The organism is Priestia sp. AB (genome assembly GCF_028369225.1).
Lineage (GTDB): Bacteria > Bacillota > Bacilli > Bacillales > Bacillaceae_H > Priestia > Priestia megaterium.
This window is the reverse complement of the sequence record NZ_JAQMYN010000005.1, coordinates 405,001-423,823: the sequence shown is the minus strand read 5'-3', so window position 1 is coordinate 423,823 and position 18,823 is coordinate 405,001. Positions and strand designations below refer to the sequence as shown.

Sequence of the window (18,823 nt, the reverse complement as noted above, 5' to 3'; positions counted from 1 at the left end):
TTTCCTTCATTTATCGAAGTAATTAATTGAGGTGATGGGAGAATGTTGACAAAAATTGTGAAATGCAGCATACCGACTGATAAAAAAGCATCTTTTTCATATACGCAACAGCATTGGGCTGCTCTTGCACACGTGAATGGTTTCATTGGCCAATTAGGGGGTTGGAACGTGGAAGATGAAACAGATGCTTGTATTCTAGCTCTGTGGGAAGATGGAACAACTTATCAAGAATTCATGAAGCATACTCATGATTCTATTTTTTATAAAAGCAAGCAGGATCAAACATATACGAATTTGGACGTTTCAACATCAGATCCGTCCTACTTCATAGGAGCACGCTACAATTATTATCGAAGCAGCGCCATTGAAAGCCGTTATTTAGTAAAGACGGAAATTGAAGTCGATTTTTACGACAAAGAAGATATCCATGAGATGGTAAAAAGCTTGATAAATCCTTCTTATCGCTGTTTATCTCACGTTGTATCACCAATCGAGCATAGCAAGCTTGTCATTTTTTCATTATACGGATCTGCTTGTCCGCAAAAAACAATTGATACCTTTGTTCATCCAAATGTACTGAACGCGTCTCAATACATATATCAATTAGAGAAAAATTGGAACGTTCTTTCCAATTAAAAAATAGAAGCCTAGGCCCGACGCCAAAGCTTCTATTTTTTTATGATATAAACATCTTGGTTTTGTACGGTAATAACTTCCTCCGTCATTCCTACAAACAAACCGCTTTCTACTACGCCTGGGATCCTTATCAGCTGCTTTTCCAACTCAGCAGGATTTTCAATTTCTGAAAAATGGCAGTCTAGAATGTAATTTCCGTTATCGGTGATAAACGGCGTATGATCATCTAAAAGCCTAAACTGCGGTACACAACCTGCACTGCGAATGTGCTTCGCAGTCATTTCCCAGCCAAAACGTATAACTTCAACAGGAAGAGGAAAAGCTCCTAGCGTCTTCACTATTTTCTTAGAATCTGCAATCACGATAAACCGCTTCGCTGCATACGCAATCATTTTTTCTCGAAGCAGCGCGCCTCCTCCTCCTTTAATTAAAGAAAGTTCGCTATCTACTTCATCTGCTCCGTCAATTGCTATATCAATATATTCAACATCTGCTAAGGTAACAATGGGAATACCTAGTTTCCTTGCCAGCTCTTCTGTTTTTTGAGAAGTAGGAACGGCTTTAATGTGTAATCCATTTTTTACTCGTTCACCTAGTTTTACAATTGTATAATAAGCTGTTGAACCTGTCCCTAGCCCTACAATCATTCCATCTTCAACAAATTGTGCTGCTTTTTCACCAACTGCTTGTTTTTCAATCATACAAAGGCCTCCTTACTCATATTGTACCCGTTTACATAAAAAAGGAAAAGCATTATGAACCCTTACGTAAAAACTCAGCTGACTATTCAGCTGAGTTTTTTTGAAACTGTGTATTTAGAAGAATTTTTTCTACCCAGTACTGCTGTTTTGTACTGTTTGTCTGTTCGCTGCTTTTTAGTTCAAACGTATAGTAAATATACTTGTCTGAATAATCATCATTCACATAAGCATGATAAATGCTATGCTTTCCATCTCTTGTTTGTTTTTTCACATAAATCGTTGCATTTTTACCTTTTAACATGTAATCAGGCTGAAACGCATCCATTTTATTTTGAGCTGCTTTGCTTTTTTTCTTAGAAAATAAAGCCGTTATTTTCCCAGCATTGTATGAATCATTTTCCTTCGTTGATGCTGTCCATACTTCACTTTCATCTTCACTGCTTTTATAAGAAGATTTATGAATAACATACTGAAGCGGAAACCACATCCTATATTGATTGGTATCCGAAGTAAATAATTCAAATCCATTGTCTGTTTGTTCATGATCGACCAAAAATGTACTCGTAAACTTATCTGCCTGCGCTTCACTTTTAAATTTCCCGCTTTGAAATAGCCAAATTCCTACGGCAATAACCAATGCTCCAGCTACTGATGCGACTTTTTTTCGATCCATTGTTTTCACACACCTTTTAATATCCCTTTAACTTTTGATAATACCATATTGACGTTTATATCGTCATAAGGAGAAATAACCAAAGGGTTATAAGAGCGCACATGCTAATTTAACTAGAGAAAATAAACTTTTTTACAATAGTAAATTTGATAACAGACGCTGAGCTAACAGCCGGTTAGCCTCACCGGGCTCTATCGTATACGTTAGTAGTTCTTGCTTTTCAGCTTTCGCTTTTATCAAACATTCACCCTTTGGAGAAAGAAGAGAAGTCGTGCTTTTTTGGTTCTCTAAGGCATAATTCACGCTTGCAAAGTAAATACCATTCTCCGTACTTCTTGCAATCATTGCATAATCATAAAACTTCGGATCTGGTACTTCACCAGTAAACTGTGGATGAAACACAATGCTTGCTCCTCTTACAGCAGCCCATCGGACAGTTTCAGGATAGCGCCATCCCTCATGGCAAATAACAATACCGAATTTCATGCCGTTTATTTCAAACAACTGGCGGCTATTTCCAGGCTTATAACCAAATTGATCTTCTGCTGGATCAATTTGATTTTTAGTTTGATACCCTAATTCTTTTCCATTTTCATCAATTACAAAAGCAGTTAAATGCATACCAAGTTCGTCGCGCCATTCCAGTGGTAAAATTACGTTGAGCTTTAACTGTTTGGCAAGCACCTTAACTTTATAAAGCGTATTTTGTTGAATGTCGTGATTGTATGTCTCAACTTCAAAACCCACTCCTCTAAGTCCCGGCACAATTGATTCTGGAAAACATACAAGGTTACACCCTTCTTCTGCTGCTTGTTTCATACAATTTTCTACCGTTTCTACACCCTCTGCGGCTGACTTTGGAAATCTCACTTGCGCTAACCCAATTTTCATTCATTGCTCCTCCACTTCCAATATCATAAAAAACTCATGCTACTAGCGTAACATGAGTTTTTTATCTTTACGTAAATAATTTAATTAGCATGCTAAGAAGAATACCTACCGCACTAAAGTCCGAATCTCCAAATGTTGTGCCTTTAAAACCTAACGACGCGAGAACAGGCAGTAAAATAGCCGGTAAAAAACTAATTAAGATTCCATTGGCAAATGACCCGACCACTGCTCCTCTTCTTCCCCCCGTCGCATTTCCAAATACTCCGGCAGCTGCTCCCGTAAAAAAGTGCGGAACGAGGCCCGGCACGATAATACTTAGACCAAATAGAGGCAAAAAGAACATTGAAATGAGACCAGCGATAAAGCTTGAAAAGAATCCAATGACCACTGCGTTAGGAGCAAACGGAAACACAGTTGGACAATCTAGAGCTGGAATGGCATTTGGTACCGCTTTGTCAGCAATTCCTTTAAATGCTGGTACAATTTCTGCTAAAAGCATACGAACACCCGCCAGCACGACATATACTCCTGCTGCAAAAGTGATTGCTTGAATTAGCGAGTATACAATAAAGTTTTGACCCCCGCTTAATTTTGTTTCGATAAATGCAGGGCCTGCAAAAAGTGCAACAACAATAAATAAAACGGTCATGGTCAGTGAGACAGAAACGGATGTATCCCGAAGAAATCCTAAGGATTGAGGAACTTTAATTTCTTCTGTTGTTTTTTCGCGATTTCCTACTCGCTTGCCGATAAACCCTGCTACTAAATAGCCTAAGGAACCAAAATGACCAACGGCAATATCGTTTGACCCTGTAATTTCACGCACATACGGCTGAAGCAGTGCAGGAAATAAAATCATTAAAATACCTAATAATAGTGCACCGATCAAAACCAAAGGTGCTCCCGTTAACCCGCCGGTAGATAAAATTGCTGCAATCAAACAAGCCATAAACATGGTGTGATGCCCAGTTAAAAAGATATACTTAAATTTCGTGATGCGCGCGATAATGATATTTACAATCATACCCAAAAGCATAATCATCGCTGTTTCTGTACCAAACGTTTGTTGAGCTACAGCTACAATTGCTTCATTATTAGGAATGATGCCTTCAACGGAAAACGCTTTATTAAACATTTTTCCAAACGCTTCAAGTGAAGCAATTAATATATTAGCTCCCGCTCCTAATATAAGAAAACCCATAATTGTTTTTAAGGTGCCTGATACAATATCTGCACTTTTTTTCTTTTGAAGCAACAAACCGATTAGTGCAAACAACCCTACTAGAATAGCGGGTGTTCCTAATATATCTTTCATAATTAAATCAAACATGGCTTACGCCTCCACGAAGTATTTTTGCAGTGCTCCTTTAATTTCCGCTTGATTTAAAATGTTTTGCAGTGCCACGACCGTGCGAGTGCCATCATCCAATTGATTTACAATATCTGCAGATCCTAAATAGATATCTGCCTGCTCCGTTTTACTAGTTGTTAAATCCGTATGAGATACCTGTGCTTCAACACCAAGCTCTACTAAAATTTTCTTTACATTCATTTCCACAATAAAACTGCTTCCTAAACCGTTTCCGCATACAACTAAAATCTTTTTCATTTTTTATCTCTCCTTTTAATTTGAGTAAGCTTCAATTAATGCAAGCATTTCTTGTTTTGTATTCATAGCAATAAGCTTGTCAATATTATCGTTTTCAGATAGCATCATTGAAAGCTGTGACAGTGCTTTTAAGTGGGTTTCATTATCAGTAGCAGCAAGTACGATAATAAGCTGCGCTCCGTGCTGTTTTTCAGTAGAAAAATAGACCGGCTCCTTTAAACGAAGCATGCTCATACCCACACGATTTACACCTTGTTCCGGCCTTGCGTGAGGGAGCGCCACTTTTGGCGCAATAACAATATAAGGGCCTAACTGTTCTACACTTTTGATCATTGCTTCTACATAAGAAGGTTCAATATATTCATAGTTCAACAAAGGCTTGGCAGCCAGCCTAACAGCTGATTTCCAATCATCTGCTGAATCTGTAAGCTGCAAGAATGGCTCTTGCAATACTTCATGCAACATTGGCTTTTTATCCTCTCTTACCATTTTTTTAGATTGCTGTATCACTAGTTTTAAATTAGCTAACAGAGCTGGTTCATCCTGAATATTTGCATGCTGCTTAATAATACCCATGATGGCTTGAGTGGTTAGCTGAGAAGAAGCTGGTTCAACTAAGTCGATTAACCGCTGCTTTTCATCATCCGTTAAAATAGGATTCACAAGCATCACATTCATTCGCTTTTTTAATGGCGTAGTTGTAATAACTAAATCATAGGTTTCTTTAAACTGCTCATAATCTCTTACCGTCATTGGCCCTATCAATTCAGCATCTGTTAACAGTTGTTCAAGCTGATACTGAAGCATACGGGACGTTCCAATTCCATTGGCACAAACAATAACAATACGCTTTTGTTTTTGCCTTCCCTCTTGTTTTTTCATCCATCCTCCGAAATGAAGAGCAAAATAAGAAATTTCGTCTTCATTAATACGTGTTTGAAGGCTGTTTTCCAAAGGAAGCAACGCTTTTTTTGTCAGTTCCACTATATCCTGATACTTTGTTTGAATAGCCGAAAGCATAGGGTTAGGGAGGTGAATATTATAGAGAAGCCTGTAATAAGCCGTCTTCAAATGAATATATAAATTTTGTTCAAGACGATTTCGATCTTCAAATACCACACAAGCATATGCTTGAAACCGTGATACCATTTCTTTTACAATGCTTCTCATCCAATCATCACTATCTGCTTGATTTACTACATTTACTTTTGCACTTAGTAAAACCGTGGCCAGATAATGTTTTTCGTGAGGTGGAAAACCAAATCCTAAAACGCTTTCAATTTCTTGGAGCGCTTTGTACTGCCTGGTTTTTTCTAATTCGTCTTTTCTAGTAATCAAGGCGTCTACATAGCGCTTGCCTCCAATACGCTGAATACAGCACGTGAGCATATAGGCTAATTGCGTCAGCATCTTGTCTGTAAACGCCATTCCCAGTTTATCTTCACACTCTACAAGCCAGTGATAAATCATTGAATATTCGTAATCTGCTTTCATGACCCTTTTCAACAACTCTTCTTGATGTTGACTTAATAATTCTGTGATGTGTATATAAAGCAAATTTCGAATGTCGCTTTCAGATCCTTTTACTTCGTACCCATCTTTATAGCTATATGTCAAAGATATGCCTTTCTTTACCCACTTGTTTTTTAAGTCTTTAATATCTTGTAAGACAGTGTTGCGACTAACTTCTGTTTCATCCATGAGCTGCTGAGTTCCGATTTTCCCGCCTCGAAGTATACACATCAAAGCAACGTATATTTGCCGGTCCTCAACTGATAAGTAAGCAGATGGCATAACATGAGAAATTTGTTTAGCAACTTGGTCCTTTGCTTGATCGTTTAGAAAAAAGCCTTTCCCATATGTGTACTGAACAAACTCTAATTCTTGCTGACACAGCCAATCGTTAATTTTCTCAATATCATAATAGATAGTACGCCTTGACACTTGAAACTGCTTCATTAACTCTTGTACTGATATAAATGTTGCGGCTTGAAGCAAAACTTGCAATACGGCCGTACTGCGTTTGTCTAACAAATGAATCACCTTCAGTCCAATTCGTGCACAAATTGAAATACTTACTATGCTTTATGCTTTTACTATACTACGGGTCTTACAAAATGATTAGACCGAATTCACCCACATACATTGTGCAAAAAATGTACTCAACAAAAAAAGAAGTGCTGTATGCACTTCTTTTAAGAGTTAATCTTTAGTCTGCTGTTCCACTGCTTCTCCGATGGCTTTTTTTAAATGTCCGTCATGTTTAACAAGCAGCCGGTGCACTTCATCACCTTCTATAGAAGTAAGAAGCGCAAGGATAGCAGCTTTTGGCGTTTTGTATGTTTGTAAACTTTCCGCTGCCTCCTCTGGTGAGACGCCTGTTAGTTCCGCAATAATATTTTTAGCACGCTGTACAAGTTTATCGTTGGTCGGCTGTACGTCTACCATTAGATTGCTGTAGACTTTACCAATTTGAATCATAGAAGCGGTCGTCAGCATATTAAGAACAAGCTTTTGAGCAGTTCCGGCTTTCATTCTTGTTGAACCTGTTACAACTTCCGGCCCTGATTCTGCTACTATTGCATATTTTGCTTCTTGTTCCATAGGTGATTGAGGAGAATTTACAACGCAGCCCGTTACTGCCCCCAGGCTGTTTGCATACGCAAGCGCTGAGAGTGTATAAGGAGTTCTTCCGCTTGCAGCTATACCTACAAGAATATCTTTATTTGATAAATTAATCGCTTTCAAATCTTCTATCGCTTGTTTCTTATTATCTTCTGCTCCTTCTAACGCATGACGGAGCGCTTTGTCTCCCCCGGCTATGATCCCAATTACCTGTTCGGCAGGTGTACCGAATGTTGGTACACATTCAGATGCATCTAATACACCTAGCCGCCCGCTTGTACCTGCTCCGATATAAATAAGACGTCCGCCTTGTTTAAAAGCACTGACAATTTCATCTACTAACAGAGCAATAACAGGCAGCACTTTATTGATCGCCTGAGGCACTTGATGATCTTCTTCATTAATTTTTTTTACAATTTCCAGACTTGATAATTCATCAATGTTTAAGGTTTGCGGATTGCGTTTTTCTGTTAAGATATGATTTAAGTTCACTGTGATCCCCTGCCTTTTCCACCATCATTTTTTCTCTATTTATACTCGTTCATGAACAGCTGATAAGCTCCTTTAGCAGATGATACTCGCTGTGTTGCCCACTGGATATGCTTTATTTCTTTTTCACATGCTTTTTTATAAACATCAAACACTTCTGGAATTTCCGTTAAAATGCTGCCTTTGCATGACAGCAAGCAGCTCCCTTCAAACCGCTGTTTCTTATATAAATGAAGAGTCATGTTTGCAAGGTTCTTTCCAGCCTGTTGAAGAATGTCACTTGCTTCTTGTTTATGGTTTCTCGCTTGATTTACAACAAGCGGAGTGAGTGAAGCAACTTCTGATTTAGGAGATGAATAGACAAACTTTTTTATATCGTGTATGGTATCTGCTTTTACATGTTGCAAGATTGTCTGACTAAGGCTGCTGTAAGGACGGCTTTGATCATGCTCTTTCGTCAGCAATATCAGTGCTTGAAGACCAATCCAATATCCGCTTCCTGCATCTCCAAGAAGGTGTCCCCACCCTCCTCCGTATTCGTACACTCCGTCTTTTTTCCCAATGCTGACGGCTCCAGTACCTGCAATGGTTAAAATCCCGTCTTTTCCATGCAGTAGCGCTTCATGTGCAATCATGGCGTCATCATATAAACCTACTTCTACCTGATAACGATCATAAAAATATCTTTTTATTTCTTCTTTAGATAATGCTTTACTTCCAGCAAGCCCCAGTGAAATGCCTTTACATGTATGATCAGCAAGCGCAGCTTTGCACGCCGTAATACATTCATCAATATGAGTAATAGCCGTATTGTAATTAATGAGCAAATTGCCATAGCCGCTTTTTGAAGCAGCGAGCTCTTGACCATTTAAGCTGTAAGCAACGGCTTCTGTTTTTGTTCCCCCGCCGTCGATACCAATAATATAGTCCATTTTATCACCGCTCACAAAAAGCAAATTTGTCCCATGGCTGCAGTTCATTTAGTAAAAAAATTTCCTCTTCTGCAATGCGTCCTACTACGTTTGTTTTACCTGAGTTCTCCATGTCTAACAGCGCAATTTGCAGCTCTCCTTTGTACTGTCCGTAGAGTTCATTTTCTATTAAAATATCGCCTCTTCGAATGGAAGGAGTATGCGTAGGCTTGAATTCTTCTTTTTTATATTTTACTCGGCTTTGCGTAGAGCGAATTAAATAATCAGATACGTCTCCGCGGTAAAAATGAAACTCTTCCAGCACAATTTTTTTCTCAAGCTCGGTAATCGTATCATACAGGGTCACGTTAAAAGTAAAGCGCTCTTGCTGAACAACATCACACAGCGCCTTCATCTCTTCTTCTGATGCATACGCATTCGCAATGATTGCACAATCAATTAATCCCGTTTTAAAAAGATGCTTAGCCTGCACGTCGATCGGAAGCGTGCGATGCATTTCAAGCGTACAAAGCCCTTCAGTAACAGGCCACGGTCCAAAAGTAGCGCTTGGTGAATTAATAAAGGCTGCTGTTTCAAGGTTATGTTCTTTAAACAATGCTGAACACTTCAAAAAGTGATCATACGACAATCCCGCATATCGATGAGGATAGAAGTTGTGCGACCCGAGCAGCTGCTTTCGATTCGGTCTGTAACTTAAAATATTATCCACATACTTCGTCGCATTACTCATATTAATTTCAATTTTTAAGCCGTATGGATTAAAGGTCATAATGGACTCTTCATTTCCCGTATACCCTAGATCAAGACGAATAGCATAAGCCCCTAATTCGTGAAAAAAAGATAAGTCATCATAAGAAATGCCAAGCGCTCCAAATACGCGAGGAGCGATGTCCACTACTACTTCCATCTCTAGCTCATTGGCAAACTCAATGATTTCTTTAAAATTTGCCATTACTTTTTTCTGATCGCCTTCAACAGAAAGCAAGCATGTAAAAATGCGGGTAAATCCGTATTGATGCGCAAGTGCTATATACGCTTTATCTTTTTCGACAGTCGAATGTTCCGGGTAAATCGCAATACCTAGCTTTTTCATTGATTTTCGCCTTCTTTTTTAAATTTTTTAATAAGCTTAATCATATGTTCAATTAATTTTTGCTCTGAAATAGCCGTCATTAAATGATCTTGTGCGTGAATTAAAAGCAGCGACTTTTCAATTGTTTTTCCGTTCAATTCACGTTGAATAAGCGCAGTTTGCATTTTATGGGCATGACTGAGCTCTTCTTGAGACTGCTTTAAAAGTTCGTCAGCTTTATTAAAATCATAGTCTTCAGCTGCTTCTAACGCTTCATATGCAAGTGACCTGGCATTTCCTCCGTATGCAATAAGTTCAAAAATTTCATTTTCCATATTTGCTGCTTCTGTCATTTCTTCCATCCCCTTTTTTATAGTGGTACAGGCGTAATTTTTATAGTGGTACAGGCGTAATGTTTCCTAATATTACAGGAGACAAGGCGCCGGTTGCGCTTGGTACATTGCTTGGATAACCTGAAAGTGTTTCATTTGCGAGCACCGCAAAAGCTACGGCTTCTTTTGCTTCTGAAGACATTCCTATTTCTTCTTGTGTATACACGCTGCAGCGTTTCCCGATCTGCGCTTTAATCATATTCATCAGCGTATTATTATAACTTCCGCCTCCTCCAATAATCACTTCGTCAATAGAATAGGCAGGAAAAATAAATGTTTCATAGTGATGTACAATGGATGATGCCGTGAACATAGTAATCGTAGCTAGCAGATCTTCCTTTTTATGTTTACTATAATTCTCTAGCAGTCTCTTTGTGTACTGTGTACCGAACAGTTCTCTTCCCGTCGATTTGGGAGGAGAAAGCTTCATGTAATCATGATTCATACAGTCTCCTAAAAGCTCTGAAATAATCTTTCCTTCAGCTGCTAAACGCCCATTTTCATCAAATGAAACATTAAAAAGCTGCTGACACGCTTCGTCTATCATCATATTTCCCGGCCCTGTATCAAAAGCTACTACGGGTATAGGAGATTTTTTTGGTGGAATCAACGTTACATTTCCAATACCTCCAACGTTTTGAAGCAGCCTTGTACGCTCATCGTGGCTGTACAAAATCCGTTCCGTGTGAGGAACTAACGGAGCACCTTGCCCGCCTGCTGCCATGTCCATCACTCTGAAGTTTGCTACTACCTTCGTTTTGGTTTCATAGGCAATAACAGCCGGCTCTCCAATTTGGAGTGTAGACATCGCTGTACTTCCCGAAGCATAAGGCTGATGGTAAATGGTTTGACCATGCGATCCAATAACATCTATTTGTTCAAGAGAAAAGCGGGCTTCTTGGCACACTTTTTTCACTGCATCCGCAAATGCATAGCCAAGTTTAAAATTTAAGCTGCAGATCAGCTGTACATTTGAATGTTCAAAAGAAAGCGCCTGCTCAATTTCCTTTTTTAACTGAGGTGAAAACGGCACGGTAATAAAATGAAGAAGCTTAACTTTACTTTCATAGCCGCTTCCTTCAATTTGAACAAGAGCTGCATCAATTCCGTCGAGTGAAGTTCCTGACATAAGTCCAACAGCATACATACTACGCGTTCACTTCCTTAAAAAAAGCAGGTAAATACTTGCGATGAGCTTGAAGCAGTTCATCTAAGACCGACTTAGCCAGCTCGTCACTTGGAACAAGCGGATTAATGCTCAGCGCAACCAGTGCTTTTTCATAAGATCCTGTAACCGCAGCTTCTGCTCCTACTCGTTCAAACGATTTAATTTGCTGCACAAGTCCATTAACTTCTACCGGAAGTTCACCGAAAGCGAGCGGTACTGGCCCTTGCTTTGTTACTACACAGTTTACTTCAACCGCAGATTCGTTTGGGAGTGAGGAAATAGCTCCATTGTTTTTTACATTTAATGTTTGAATATCGCCTTTATCGTTATAAATGGATGAAATTAAATTACATGCGGCATCGCTGTAATAAGCGCCCCCTCGTTTTTCCAGCTGCGGAGGCTTCATTTCTAGATTTGGATTTTTATAGAGTTCAAAAAGCTCGGCTTCTAATGCTTTTACCACTTCAGCTCGGGTTGCACCTGACTGAAAAGCCAGAAGCTCTTCTGCTAATATTTCTTTTGTTTTGTAGTAGTAGCGGTGATAAGGACATAAAATCACGCCAAATGCTTCCAAAAAGTCCGGTTGCCATGGAATAGGAGCTATGTTTCTCATTGTTACTTGAGAGTTTGGATCACTTAATCGCCGAATGACTTCTTGCGTTACTTCCTTTCCTTTTGCATACACATGCAGTCCATATACCAAGTGATTTAACCCTGCAAATTCAATGTGAACATCTTCTTTTTCTACTTGAAGCAAGCCCGCAATGGAGTTTGTCATATGTACAGGCAGGTTACAAACTCCTACTACTTTAGAATGCTCTCCGTAGCGAAGCAGCGCCTCCGTTACCATACCTGCAGGATTTGTAAAATTAATAAGCCAGGCGTTTGGACAAACTTCGTGTATTTCCTCGGCAATTTTCAACAAAACCGGTATCGTTCGTAAGCCCTTAAATAATCCTCCCGCCCCGTTTGTCTCTTGACCAATCATTCCGTACTTAAGAGGGATGCGTTCATCTTGAATACGCGCATCAAGCTGACCTACTCTAAGCTGTGTCGTTACAAAATCAGCATTTTTCAACGCTTTTTGTCGATCAAGCGTTAAATGAATTTTCATATCAACACCTGCTTTTTTGACCATTCTTTTCGCAAGTGCTCCTACAATTTCAAGTTTCTCTTTTCCTTCTTCAACATCTACAAGCCATAGCTCTCGAATTGGAAGCTCATCATATCGTTTAATAAACCCTTCGACCAATTCCGGTGTGTAGCTTGATCCTCCCCCAATTGTCACTACTTTCATTTTTTGCCCCTCCTTGTTAAAAAACGGCTAAATATGTAACGGCTGTGCACCCTATTCCAAGCAAAACAAAGCGTATACAAACGGCGGTTTTAGATAAAGCTGCGTTTGAAAGCCGAATGGAAATAAATGTTGTAAGCAGTGCTGCTGATAGGCTTGTAATGGCAAGTAAACTATGCTGCGCTGATAAACCAGCATACCGCAGCAGAGGTGTAAAAATAACGTTGCAAAGAACCATGGTTAGCAGAAATAAAAACACAGTTTTATATCGAAACCGCACAAACATTGACCCTCAACTCCTACTAAAAAGATAGAAGCCAAACAAGTTGGCTTCTCTTTCTTTACATTTGAACTGAACTATCAGATGGTGCAACCGTTGCTTCATCGCTTTTTTCCATTTCGACCATCTTTCGGTCGTACATTTTAAAGAACGGAAGATAAATGACAACAGAAATAGCAATATTGATAACGACTAGCACAACCGCCCGCCAGTCTCCTCCGGTCGATAGATAAGCTCCGATCGGCGCCGGGAGCGTCCAAGGAACCATTACGTAGGTTGGCGTAATAAGACCTGTCGCCGTTGCTGCGTATGAAATGATCGTTGTAATAATCGGGATAATGATAAATGGGATAATTAAAATAGGATTTAAGACAATTGGCAAACCGAAAATAATTGGTTCGTTAATATTAAAAACCGCCGGAATAAAAGATGTCCTAGAAAGCGCTTTCGAATATTTAGATTTTGAGAAAAACAGCATTGCTAAGGCAAGACCCAGCGTCGCTCCAGATCCTCCAATCCAAACAAACCACTGAAAGAACGTTTCAGGTGCAATATACGGAAGTGTGGAAGCTCCGTCTGCTACCGCTTCAGCATTTTTGGCCAAGTACACTTCCCATACAGGCCGTGCCACTGTCCCAACAACAGAGACGCCGTGAATACCAAATGACCAGAAAAACGTAATTAAGAAAACCGGTATTAATACTCCTGCTAAACTATCTCCAGCTTCCACAAGCGGAGCAACTAGTTTATCAACTAAATGATGAAGATCGATACCTAAAACAATGGTAATAATGGTCATAAGAATAACAACAATCGCAACCGGAATTAGTGCTTCAAAAGACCTCGATACCGAAGGCGGCACTTGTTCCGGCATTTTTATGGTGACATTTTTTGCTTTACAAAACCTGAGAATTTCGACCGATAAAATCGATACAATCATCGTTACAAACAAACCGTGACCTCCAAGGTTTGTCATTGGAAGCATAAATCCTTCTTCTTCAATCAGCTTTGGAGTAACCGTAAGAAGTAGTGCAGCTACTGCAATTTGCGCTCCTGACAGCGGATCGAGATTATAGCTTTTGGACAAGTTATACCCTATCCCAAAGGCTATATATAAAGACATAATAAACATCGTTACGCGATACGGTATTAAAATATTGGCGCTGTTATCAGCTGCCCATTTTGCAATTGTGCTATCTTGCGGCACAGGCGGAAATGCTAAAATTAAGAAAAAACTTCCGATGATAATGAACGGCAAAGCGGAAATAACACCATCGCGAATGGCTTGAAGATGCCGCTGTTCCGATAACCTGGCCATAGGTCCTGATAAATTGTTCTCTAAAAACGACACAAATTTGCTCATATACCCTTTCCCCCTCTATATTCTCCCCTTGTGTAATAAACCCCTTTTCTATTTAAAAAGCAGGAATACACCTGCTTTCCTCAGCTAACGAGCTGTTGAACCGTTTTATAAAGCGTCGGGCCTCCAAGCGGCGTATAAGCCTGCGGCGGAATCGGCCCGCACGGAACAGAAGCTTTATCCGCTTCCGCTTTCACTGCGTTAAACCGGTGGCGAATCTGCGGCGCAACCATTACAACATCCCAGCCCTTTTGAATTTCCTCTGCCACTTCATTTGTCCCAATTGCCAGCACTTCCATATCCGTTCCGTGCTTTTGTGCTTCCGTTTTTAATGCTTTTACCACAATCGAACTTGACATTCCTCCAGAACATACAAACAATACCTTCATTTTCTCGTTTCCCCCTACCTCTTTATTTTTTGAATTACATTATGTGTATCGATTATGCGTTCAAACACTTGATTGCCTTTTTGAATACATAACCGTATAAACATCGCATCTACAACGGCTAACTGAGCAATACGAGCGCTCATCGTTCCAATTCGAATATGCTGTTCTTCTACTGAAATAGTCAGCAGAATATCAGCTAATCTAGAAGCTGGCGATGAGCCGTGCTGCGTTAGCAAAATAACCGCTGCTCCTTTATCTTTGGCTATTTGCATCAGCTCCACCACTTCTTTTGTTTGACCGGAAGTCGATACTACAAACAGCACATCCTCTTTTGTCATGTTCGTAGCCATCACCATTTGAACATGACTGTCTAATGAAAACAGCGCTGAAATATCAATTCGAAGCAGTTTATACTGCGCATCTAGCGCAACTACAGATGATCCCCCTGCTCCGTATAAAAACACTCGTTTCGCTCTATGAATAGCTTCCGCTGCTGCATCAATTGCAGAAGAGCTCACTAAACGGCTTGTGTTCATAAGTGCGCTCATACTTTTGCTCATGACTTTTTCAAGCACGGCTTCGGTCTCGTCTTCAAAATTAACCGGAAGATTCGGCAGCTGCTCATTATTCACCTTATGGGCATCTTTTGCTAATTCAATCTTTAATTCTTTAAAACTATTGATCCCTACACGCTGACAAAAACGAATAATCGTAGCTTCGCTGCACTGACACTGCTTAGCTAGCTGTTTTGTCGTTAAGTTCAACGTGGTCGTAGGATTTTCTAACACGTAATCAGCTACTCTTCCTTCAGCAGGACTGTAATGATTCATTTGTGCATCGATTAAAGTAAGTACGGAAAATTGGCGCATGAATTCCTCCATCGTTAAGTAACGTATTTCTAAAATATTCTTTAAATTACCATTATTATATTTTTTCTGAAGTTTAATTTCAATATTTTTCTGATATTTTTAAAACTTTATTTTATTTTTCAGAATTTTTTATTAAAATCTATTGTGAATATAACGACCACATGCTATATTATGAAAGAAATTTTATCTCAACCAAAAAAGAAGGAGGAACGAACATGTATATTAAAAAATGTATAGGAAGCATCTTGTTTTTACTGCTGTTTTGTTCGAGCGCGTTACCTGCTAAAGCAGATGTACCTACCACGTATCAAAAACGGGAGCTGCGAGCCGCTTGGATTGCAAGCGTATACAATATTGACTGGCCTTCTCAGCCTGGTCTTCCGGTTGAGCAGCAGAAAAAAGAGTTTACTTATTTGCTAGATGAAGTAAAAAAGATGGGGATGAATGCTGTGGTGGTTCAAATTAAACCTACCGCTGATTCCTTTTATCCGTCGAAATATGGCCCGTGGTCAGAATATTTAACGGGTACACAAGGAAAAGATCCCGGCTACGATCCTCTAGCTTTTATGGTGGAGGAAGCACACAAGCGCAACTTAGAATTCCACGCATGGTTTAACCCTTATCGCATTACCATGAATCATACTGATTTAAACAAACTTGCCGATAATCATCCTGCCAAACAACATCCTGATTGGGTCGTCTCCTACGGAAAACAACTCTACTATAACCCAGGTATTCCAGAAGTAAAAAACTTTATTATTGAAGAAGTGCTCGAAGTCGTAAGAAACTATGATATTGATGCTGTTCATATGGACGACTACTTTTACCCTTACAAAATTGCAGGGCAAACGTTCCCAGATCAAAAAACATATGAAACCTACGGTGCTCAAACGTTTTCCAACATTGAAGACTGGCGACGAGACAATGTTAATCAGCTTGTTCGAGATTTAAATACGTCTATTAAAAAAACAAAATCATACGTGAAGTTTGGTATCAGTCCGTTCGGCGTGTGGAGAAACATCGCTAATGATCCAACTGGCTCTGAGACTACTGCTGGACAAACAAACTACGATGATTTGTATGCCGATACGCGTACGTGGATTCAAAATGGATACGTTGATTACATCACTCCGCAAATTTATTGGAATATCGGATTTGAACCCGCTGCTTACGATACGCTGCTCAACTGGTGGAGAGATGAAGTTCGTGGAAAGCCAGTTCACCTTTATATTGGACAAGCTGCTTACAAAATTAATAACAACGCGGTGGAAGCATGGTCTGATCCCGATGAGTATTCAAGACAAATTGCTCTGAATCACCAATTTCCAGAAGTACACGGGAGCATGCATTTTAGCCTGAAAGATTTGAACCGAAACCCACTAGGAATAAAAGACAAGCTGCAAAACGATATTTATAAACATCCTGCTCTTATTCCGTCAATGCCTTGGCTTGATGATACGGCCCCAAAAGCACCAAAATTAAAAAGCGCGGGCCCTCATACAAAAGAATCAGCGTTTGAAATTCGAGATCATCAGCAGAATGATTCCGCATATTATGCCATTTATCGCTTCCAAGGCAATATACGAGGCGACATTAATAACGCAGAAAACTTGCTGACAACCGTTCGGAAAACAGGAGAAACACAATTGTTTGTAGATCAAAGCGCACTCAAAAATCAAACGTACACATATGTTGTAACCTCTGTTGACCGTTTGCATAACGAAAGTGCTGTTTCCCGCACGCTTACTGTAAAAGCATCTCATTAAAAAAGGTTCTATAGCAAAATGTATGGTAGGATAAAGAAATCAAATGATGCTTTATCAAGCCATTCTGTTATAGAAAGTAGTGAAAAAAAGATGGAACCAAACTATGATCGCGCCTTTGGCGTATATGGAATTTGTATGCGAGATGACAAGCTGCTTGTTATCAGAAAAAATAGAGGGCCGTATATTCATCGCTTTGATTTGCCAGGCGGACAGCTAGAACACGGTGAAACATTAACAGATGCGATGAAAAGAGAATTTAGTGAAGAAACGGGCTTTGAAATTACTATTATTTCTCAAGCGGGTACAACGGATTTTCAGTATCCCTGTAAGTGGAAAGAATTTACTCACGTACATCACATTGCCGTTTTTTATCACGTAGACATTGCCGGCGGTGAGCTTCTTTCCAACCCGGTCCAGTTTGAAGGACAAGATTCTTTGGAAGCATTGTGGATCGCACCGCAGGATCTTAACATCGATAATGCTTCTCCTCTTGTTCTAAAAGCAGTGGAATCTTTAAGCTTATTGTCATGGCCTTATGAATCTCAGATTTATGATGAATGGGAACTTAAAACCTCCGAACGATAATGATGATAGTGCCTACACATTACTTTTGAATATCGCAGGCTTAGCTTCTGTTTAGGTCAAAATCAGAAAATATGTTTAATTTCTTTCTAACGGTGGAACAGACAAGTAACACTACTTAATCACTAATAGAAAGGAAGATTAAAATGAGTAAAGGTTTAGGAGATAAAGTTAAAGGAAATGTATCAAAAGCTAAAGGTGAAGTAAAAGATCAAGTCGGAAATGCAACGAATAACCGCGACCTTCAGCGTGAAGGAAAAGCTGAGAAAACAAAAGGAAATGCTCAAAAAGCAGTAGGCGAAACAAAAGATACATTTAGCACTAAATAAAAAAGAACGAGCTTAAATGCTCGTCTTTTTTTATTTAATAAGCTGATTTAAGCTTTTAATGATTACGTTTGGCTGCAATTCTTTATATTCAGCTACATTTCCTTTTCGGTTGACCCAAGCCGTTGCGAACCCGTAGTTTTTAGCACCGGCAATATCCCATGTATTCGATGACAAAAATAATACTTCTTCTCTTTTTGCGTTCATTTTATTTTTTGCATAGTGATAGCTTGCCATCGTAGGCTTGTACTGTTTGATTTCGTCTACGGAAATAACGTCTTCAAATAAATGATTCATGTTGTGATAAGAAACAAGCGGATCAATCATGTGCTTAGGACCATTCGTAAAAATAGCCAGGTGATATCCTTTTTCTTTTAAATAGGCGAGCACCTCTTTGACCTCATCGTAGACATTCAGCTTCATGTAAGCACTCATCAGCATTTTTTCTTCATGTTCCGTTAAATCAATATCATTTGCTTCTGCTGCATATTTCAGGGATTGATTTGTTAATGTATAAAAGTCAACGTATCGTCCCATCAGCTGATATTGCATTGCATATTCAATTTGCTTCAAACGCCATAAATGGCTGATACTTTCTCCCCGCTCCGGATACAGCTTATCACACGTTTCAATAACGGTATGTACATCAAACAGCGTTCCATATGCATCAAATAAAATCGTTTTAAATTTCATCTGTGTTCGCCTCCTTCTTTCATTTTACCCACTCGCAAAAAAACATAACGTTTTTTCTGTTAAAAAAGAGGCCTAT

At 39.4% G+C, this 18,823-nt stretch carries 21 protein-coding genes; 4 read left to right on the top strand and 17 right to left on the bottom strand.

The window, feature by feature from the left end:
• The first annotated feature begins 42 nt into the window (after positions 1-42).
• On the top strand, positions 43-636 hold the full coding sequence (locus tag POF52_RS18175) for a YdbC family protein (RefSeq protein WP_013055735.1): 594 nt from the start codon (positions 43-45) through the stop codon (positions 634-636).
• 32 nt (positions 637-668) lie between these two features.
• Here the strand turns inward: POF52_RS18175 and rpiA are convergent, their stop codons facing one another.
• The 16 genes from rpiA to POF52_RS18095 form a co-directional block, all read right to left on the bottom strand.
• Positions 669-1,337 (bottom strand): ribose-5-phosphate isomerase RpiA, encoded by a 669-nt coding sequence (gene rpiA, locus POF52_RS18170; protein WP_271993842.1) that lies wholly within the window; start codon positions 1,335-1,337, stop codon positions 669-671.
• An 82-nt stretch (positions 1,338-1,419) separates the two neighbouring features.
• Positions 1,420-2,010 (bottom strand): hypothetical protein, encoded by a 591-nt coding sequence (locus POF52_RS18165; RefSeq protein WP_028407704.1) that lies wholly within the window; start codon positions 2,008-2,010, stop codon positions 1,420-1,422.
• Positions 2,011-2,142: 132 nt separating this feature from the next.
• On the bottom strand, positions 2,143-2,901 hold the full coding sequence (locus POF52_RS18160; RefSeq protein ID WP_271993840.1) for a carbon-nitrogen hydrolase family protein: 759 nt from the start codon (positions 2,899-2,901) through the stop codon (positions 2,143-2,145).
• A gap of 67 nt (positions 2,902-2,968) precedes the next feature.
• Positions 2,969-4,231, bottom strand: a complete 1,263-nt coding sequence (locus POF52_RS18155; RefSeq protein WP_271993838.1) for a PTS ascorbate transporter subunit IIC — start codon at positions 4,229-4,231, stop codon at positions 2,969-2,971.
• A gap of 3 nt (positions 4,232-4,234) precedes the next feature.
• The gene (locus tag POF52_RS18150) at positions 4,235-4,510 is read right to left on the bottom strand and encodes a PTS sugar transporter subunit IIB (RefSeq protein WP_013055730.1); all 276 of its coding nucleotides are present in this window, start codon (positions 4,508-4,510) and stop codon (positions 4,235-4,237) included.
• A gap of 15 nt (positions 4,511-4,525) precedes the next feature.
• Entirely contained in the window at positions 4,526-6,553 is a 2,028-nt protein-coding gene (locus POF52_RS18145) for a BglG family transcription antiterminator (RefSeq protein WP_271993835.1), read from the bottom strand.
• Between the two features lie 159 nt (positions 6,554-6,712).
• Positions 6,713-7,627 carry an N-acetylmuramic acid 6-phosphate etherase gene (gene murQ, locus POF52_RS18140; protein ID WP_271993833.1) on the bottom strand — a complete coding sequence of 305 codons (915 nt, stop codon included), beginning with the start codon at positions 7,625-7,627 and terminating at the stop codon, positions 6,713-6,715.
• 35 nt (positions 7,628-7,662) lie between these two features.
• On the bottom strand, positions 7,663-8,604 hold the full coding sequence (locus POF52_RS18135; protein WP_271993831.1) for a BadF/BadG/BcrA/BcrD ATPase family protein: 942 nt from the start codon (positions 8,602-8,604) through the stop codon (positions 7,663-7,665).
• A complete protein-coding gene (locus POF52_RS18130) occupies positions 8,561-9,649 on the bottom strand; it encodes a DUF871 domain-containing protein (protein WP_176584956.1) in 1,089 nt (362 codons plus the stop codon). Before POF52_RS18130 ends, POF52_RS18135 begins: the two co-directional genes overlap by 44 nt.
• Positions 9,646-9,981, bottom strand: a complete 336-nt coding sequence (locus POF52_RS18125; RefSeq protein WP_271993828.1) for a PTS lactose/cellobiose transporter subunit IIA — start codon at positions 9,979-9,981, stop codon at positions 9,646-9,648. The genes POF52_RS18130 and POF52_RS18125 overlap by 4 nt, the downstream gene beginning before the upstream one ends.
• 40 nt (positions 9,982-10,021) lie before the next feature.
• Positions 10,022-11,167 (bottom strand): anhydro-N-acetylmuramic acid kinase AnmK, encoded by a 1,146-nt coding sequence (gene anmK / locus POF52_RS18120; RefSeq protein WP_013082027.1) that lies wholly within the window; start codon positions 11,165-11,167, stop codon positions 10,022-10,024.
• Position 11,168: 1 nt separating this feature from the next.
• Positions 11,169-12,485 (bottom strand): 6-phospho-beta-glucosidase, encoded by a 1,317-nt coding sequence (locus POF52_RS18115; RefSeq protein WP_271993825.1) that lies wholly within the window; start codon positions 12,483-12,485, stop codon positions 11,169-11,171.
• Between the two features lie 16 nt (positions 12,486-12,501).
• Positions 12,502-12,768, bottom strand: coding sequence for a hypothetical protein (locus POF52_RS18110; RefSeq protein ID WP_271993823.1), 267 nt, complete (start codon positions 12,766-12,768; stop codon positions 12,502-12,504).
• A 55-nt stretch (positions 12,769-12,823) separates the two neighbouring features.
• Positions 12,824-14,125 (bottom strand): PTS sugar transporter subunit IIC, encoded by a 1,302-nt coding sequence (locus POF52_RS18105; protein ID WP_271993821.1) that lies wholly within the window; start codon positions 14,123-14,125, stop codon positions 12,824-12,826.
• 80 nt (positions 14,126-14,205) lie between these two features.
• Positions 14,206-14,511 (bottom strand): PTS sugar transporter subunit IIB, encoded by a 306-nt coding sequence (locus POF52_RS18100; protein ID WP_013082023.1) that lies wholly within the window; start codon positions 14,509-14,511, stop codon positions 14,206-14,208.
• 14 nt (positions 14,512-14,525) lie between these two features.
• Positions 14,526-15,380 carry a MurR/RpiR family transcriptional regulator gene (locus POF52_RS18095; RefSeq protein WP_271993818.1) on the bottom strand — a complete coding sequence of 285 codons (855 nt, stop codon included), beginning with the start codon at positions 15,378-15,380 and terminating at the stop codon, positions 14,526-14,528.
• Between the two features lie 215 nt (positions 15,381-15,595).
• On the opposite strand from POF52_RS18095, the gene POF52_RS18090 reads away from it, so the two are divergent.
• The 3 genes from POF52_RS18090 to POF52_RS18080 all read left to right on the top strand — a co-directional run bounded on the left by POF52_RS18090 (position 15,596) and on the right by POF52_RS18080 (position 18,057).
• Positions 15,596-17,146 carry a glycoside hydrolase family 10 protein gene (locus POF52_RS18090; protein WP_074894041.1) on the top strand — a complete coding sequence of 517 codons (1,551 nt, stop codon included), beginning with the start codon at positions 15,596-15,598 and terminating at the stop codon, positions 17,144-17,146.
• A 90-nt stretch (positions 17,147-17,236) separates the two neighbouring features.
• A complete protein-coding gene (locus POF52_RS18085; RefSeq protein ID WP_042451809.1) occupies positions 17,237-17,731 on the top strand; it encodes an NUDIX hydrolase in 495 nt (164 codons plus the stop codon).
• Positions 17,732-17,874: 143 nt separating this feature from the next.
• Positions 17,875-18,057: a CsbD family protein gene (locus POF52_RS18080; RefSeq protein ID WP_176584962.1), complete on the top strand. Its 183-nt coding sequence runs from the start codon at positions 17,875-17,877 to the stop codon at positions 18,055-18,057.
• Between the two features lie 30 nt (positions 18,058-18,087).
• On the opposite strand, the gene POF52_RS18075 is transcribed toward POF52_RS18080, so the two are convergent.
• Positions 18,088-18,747, bottom strand: coding sequence for a haloacid dehalogenase type II (locus POF52_RS18075; RefSeq protein WP_271993812.1), 660 nt, complete (start codon positions 18,745-18,747; stop codon positions 18,088-18,090).
• Between the last annotated feature and the right edge of the window lie 76 nt (positions 18,748-18,823).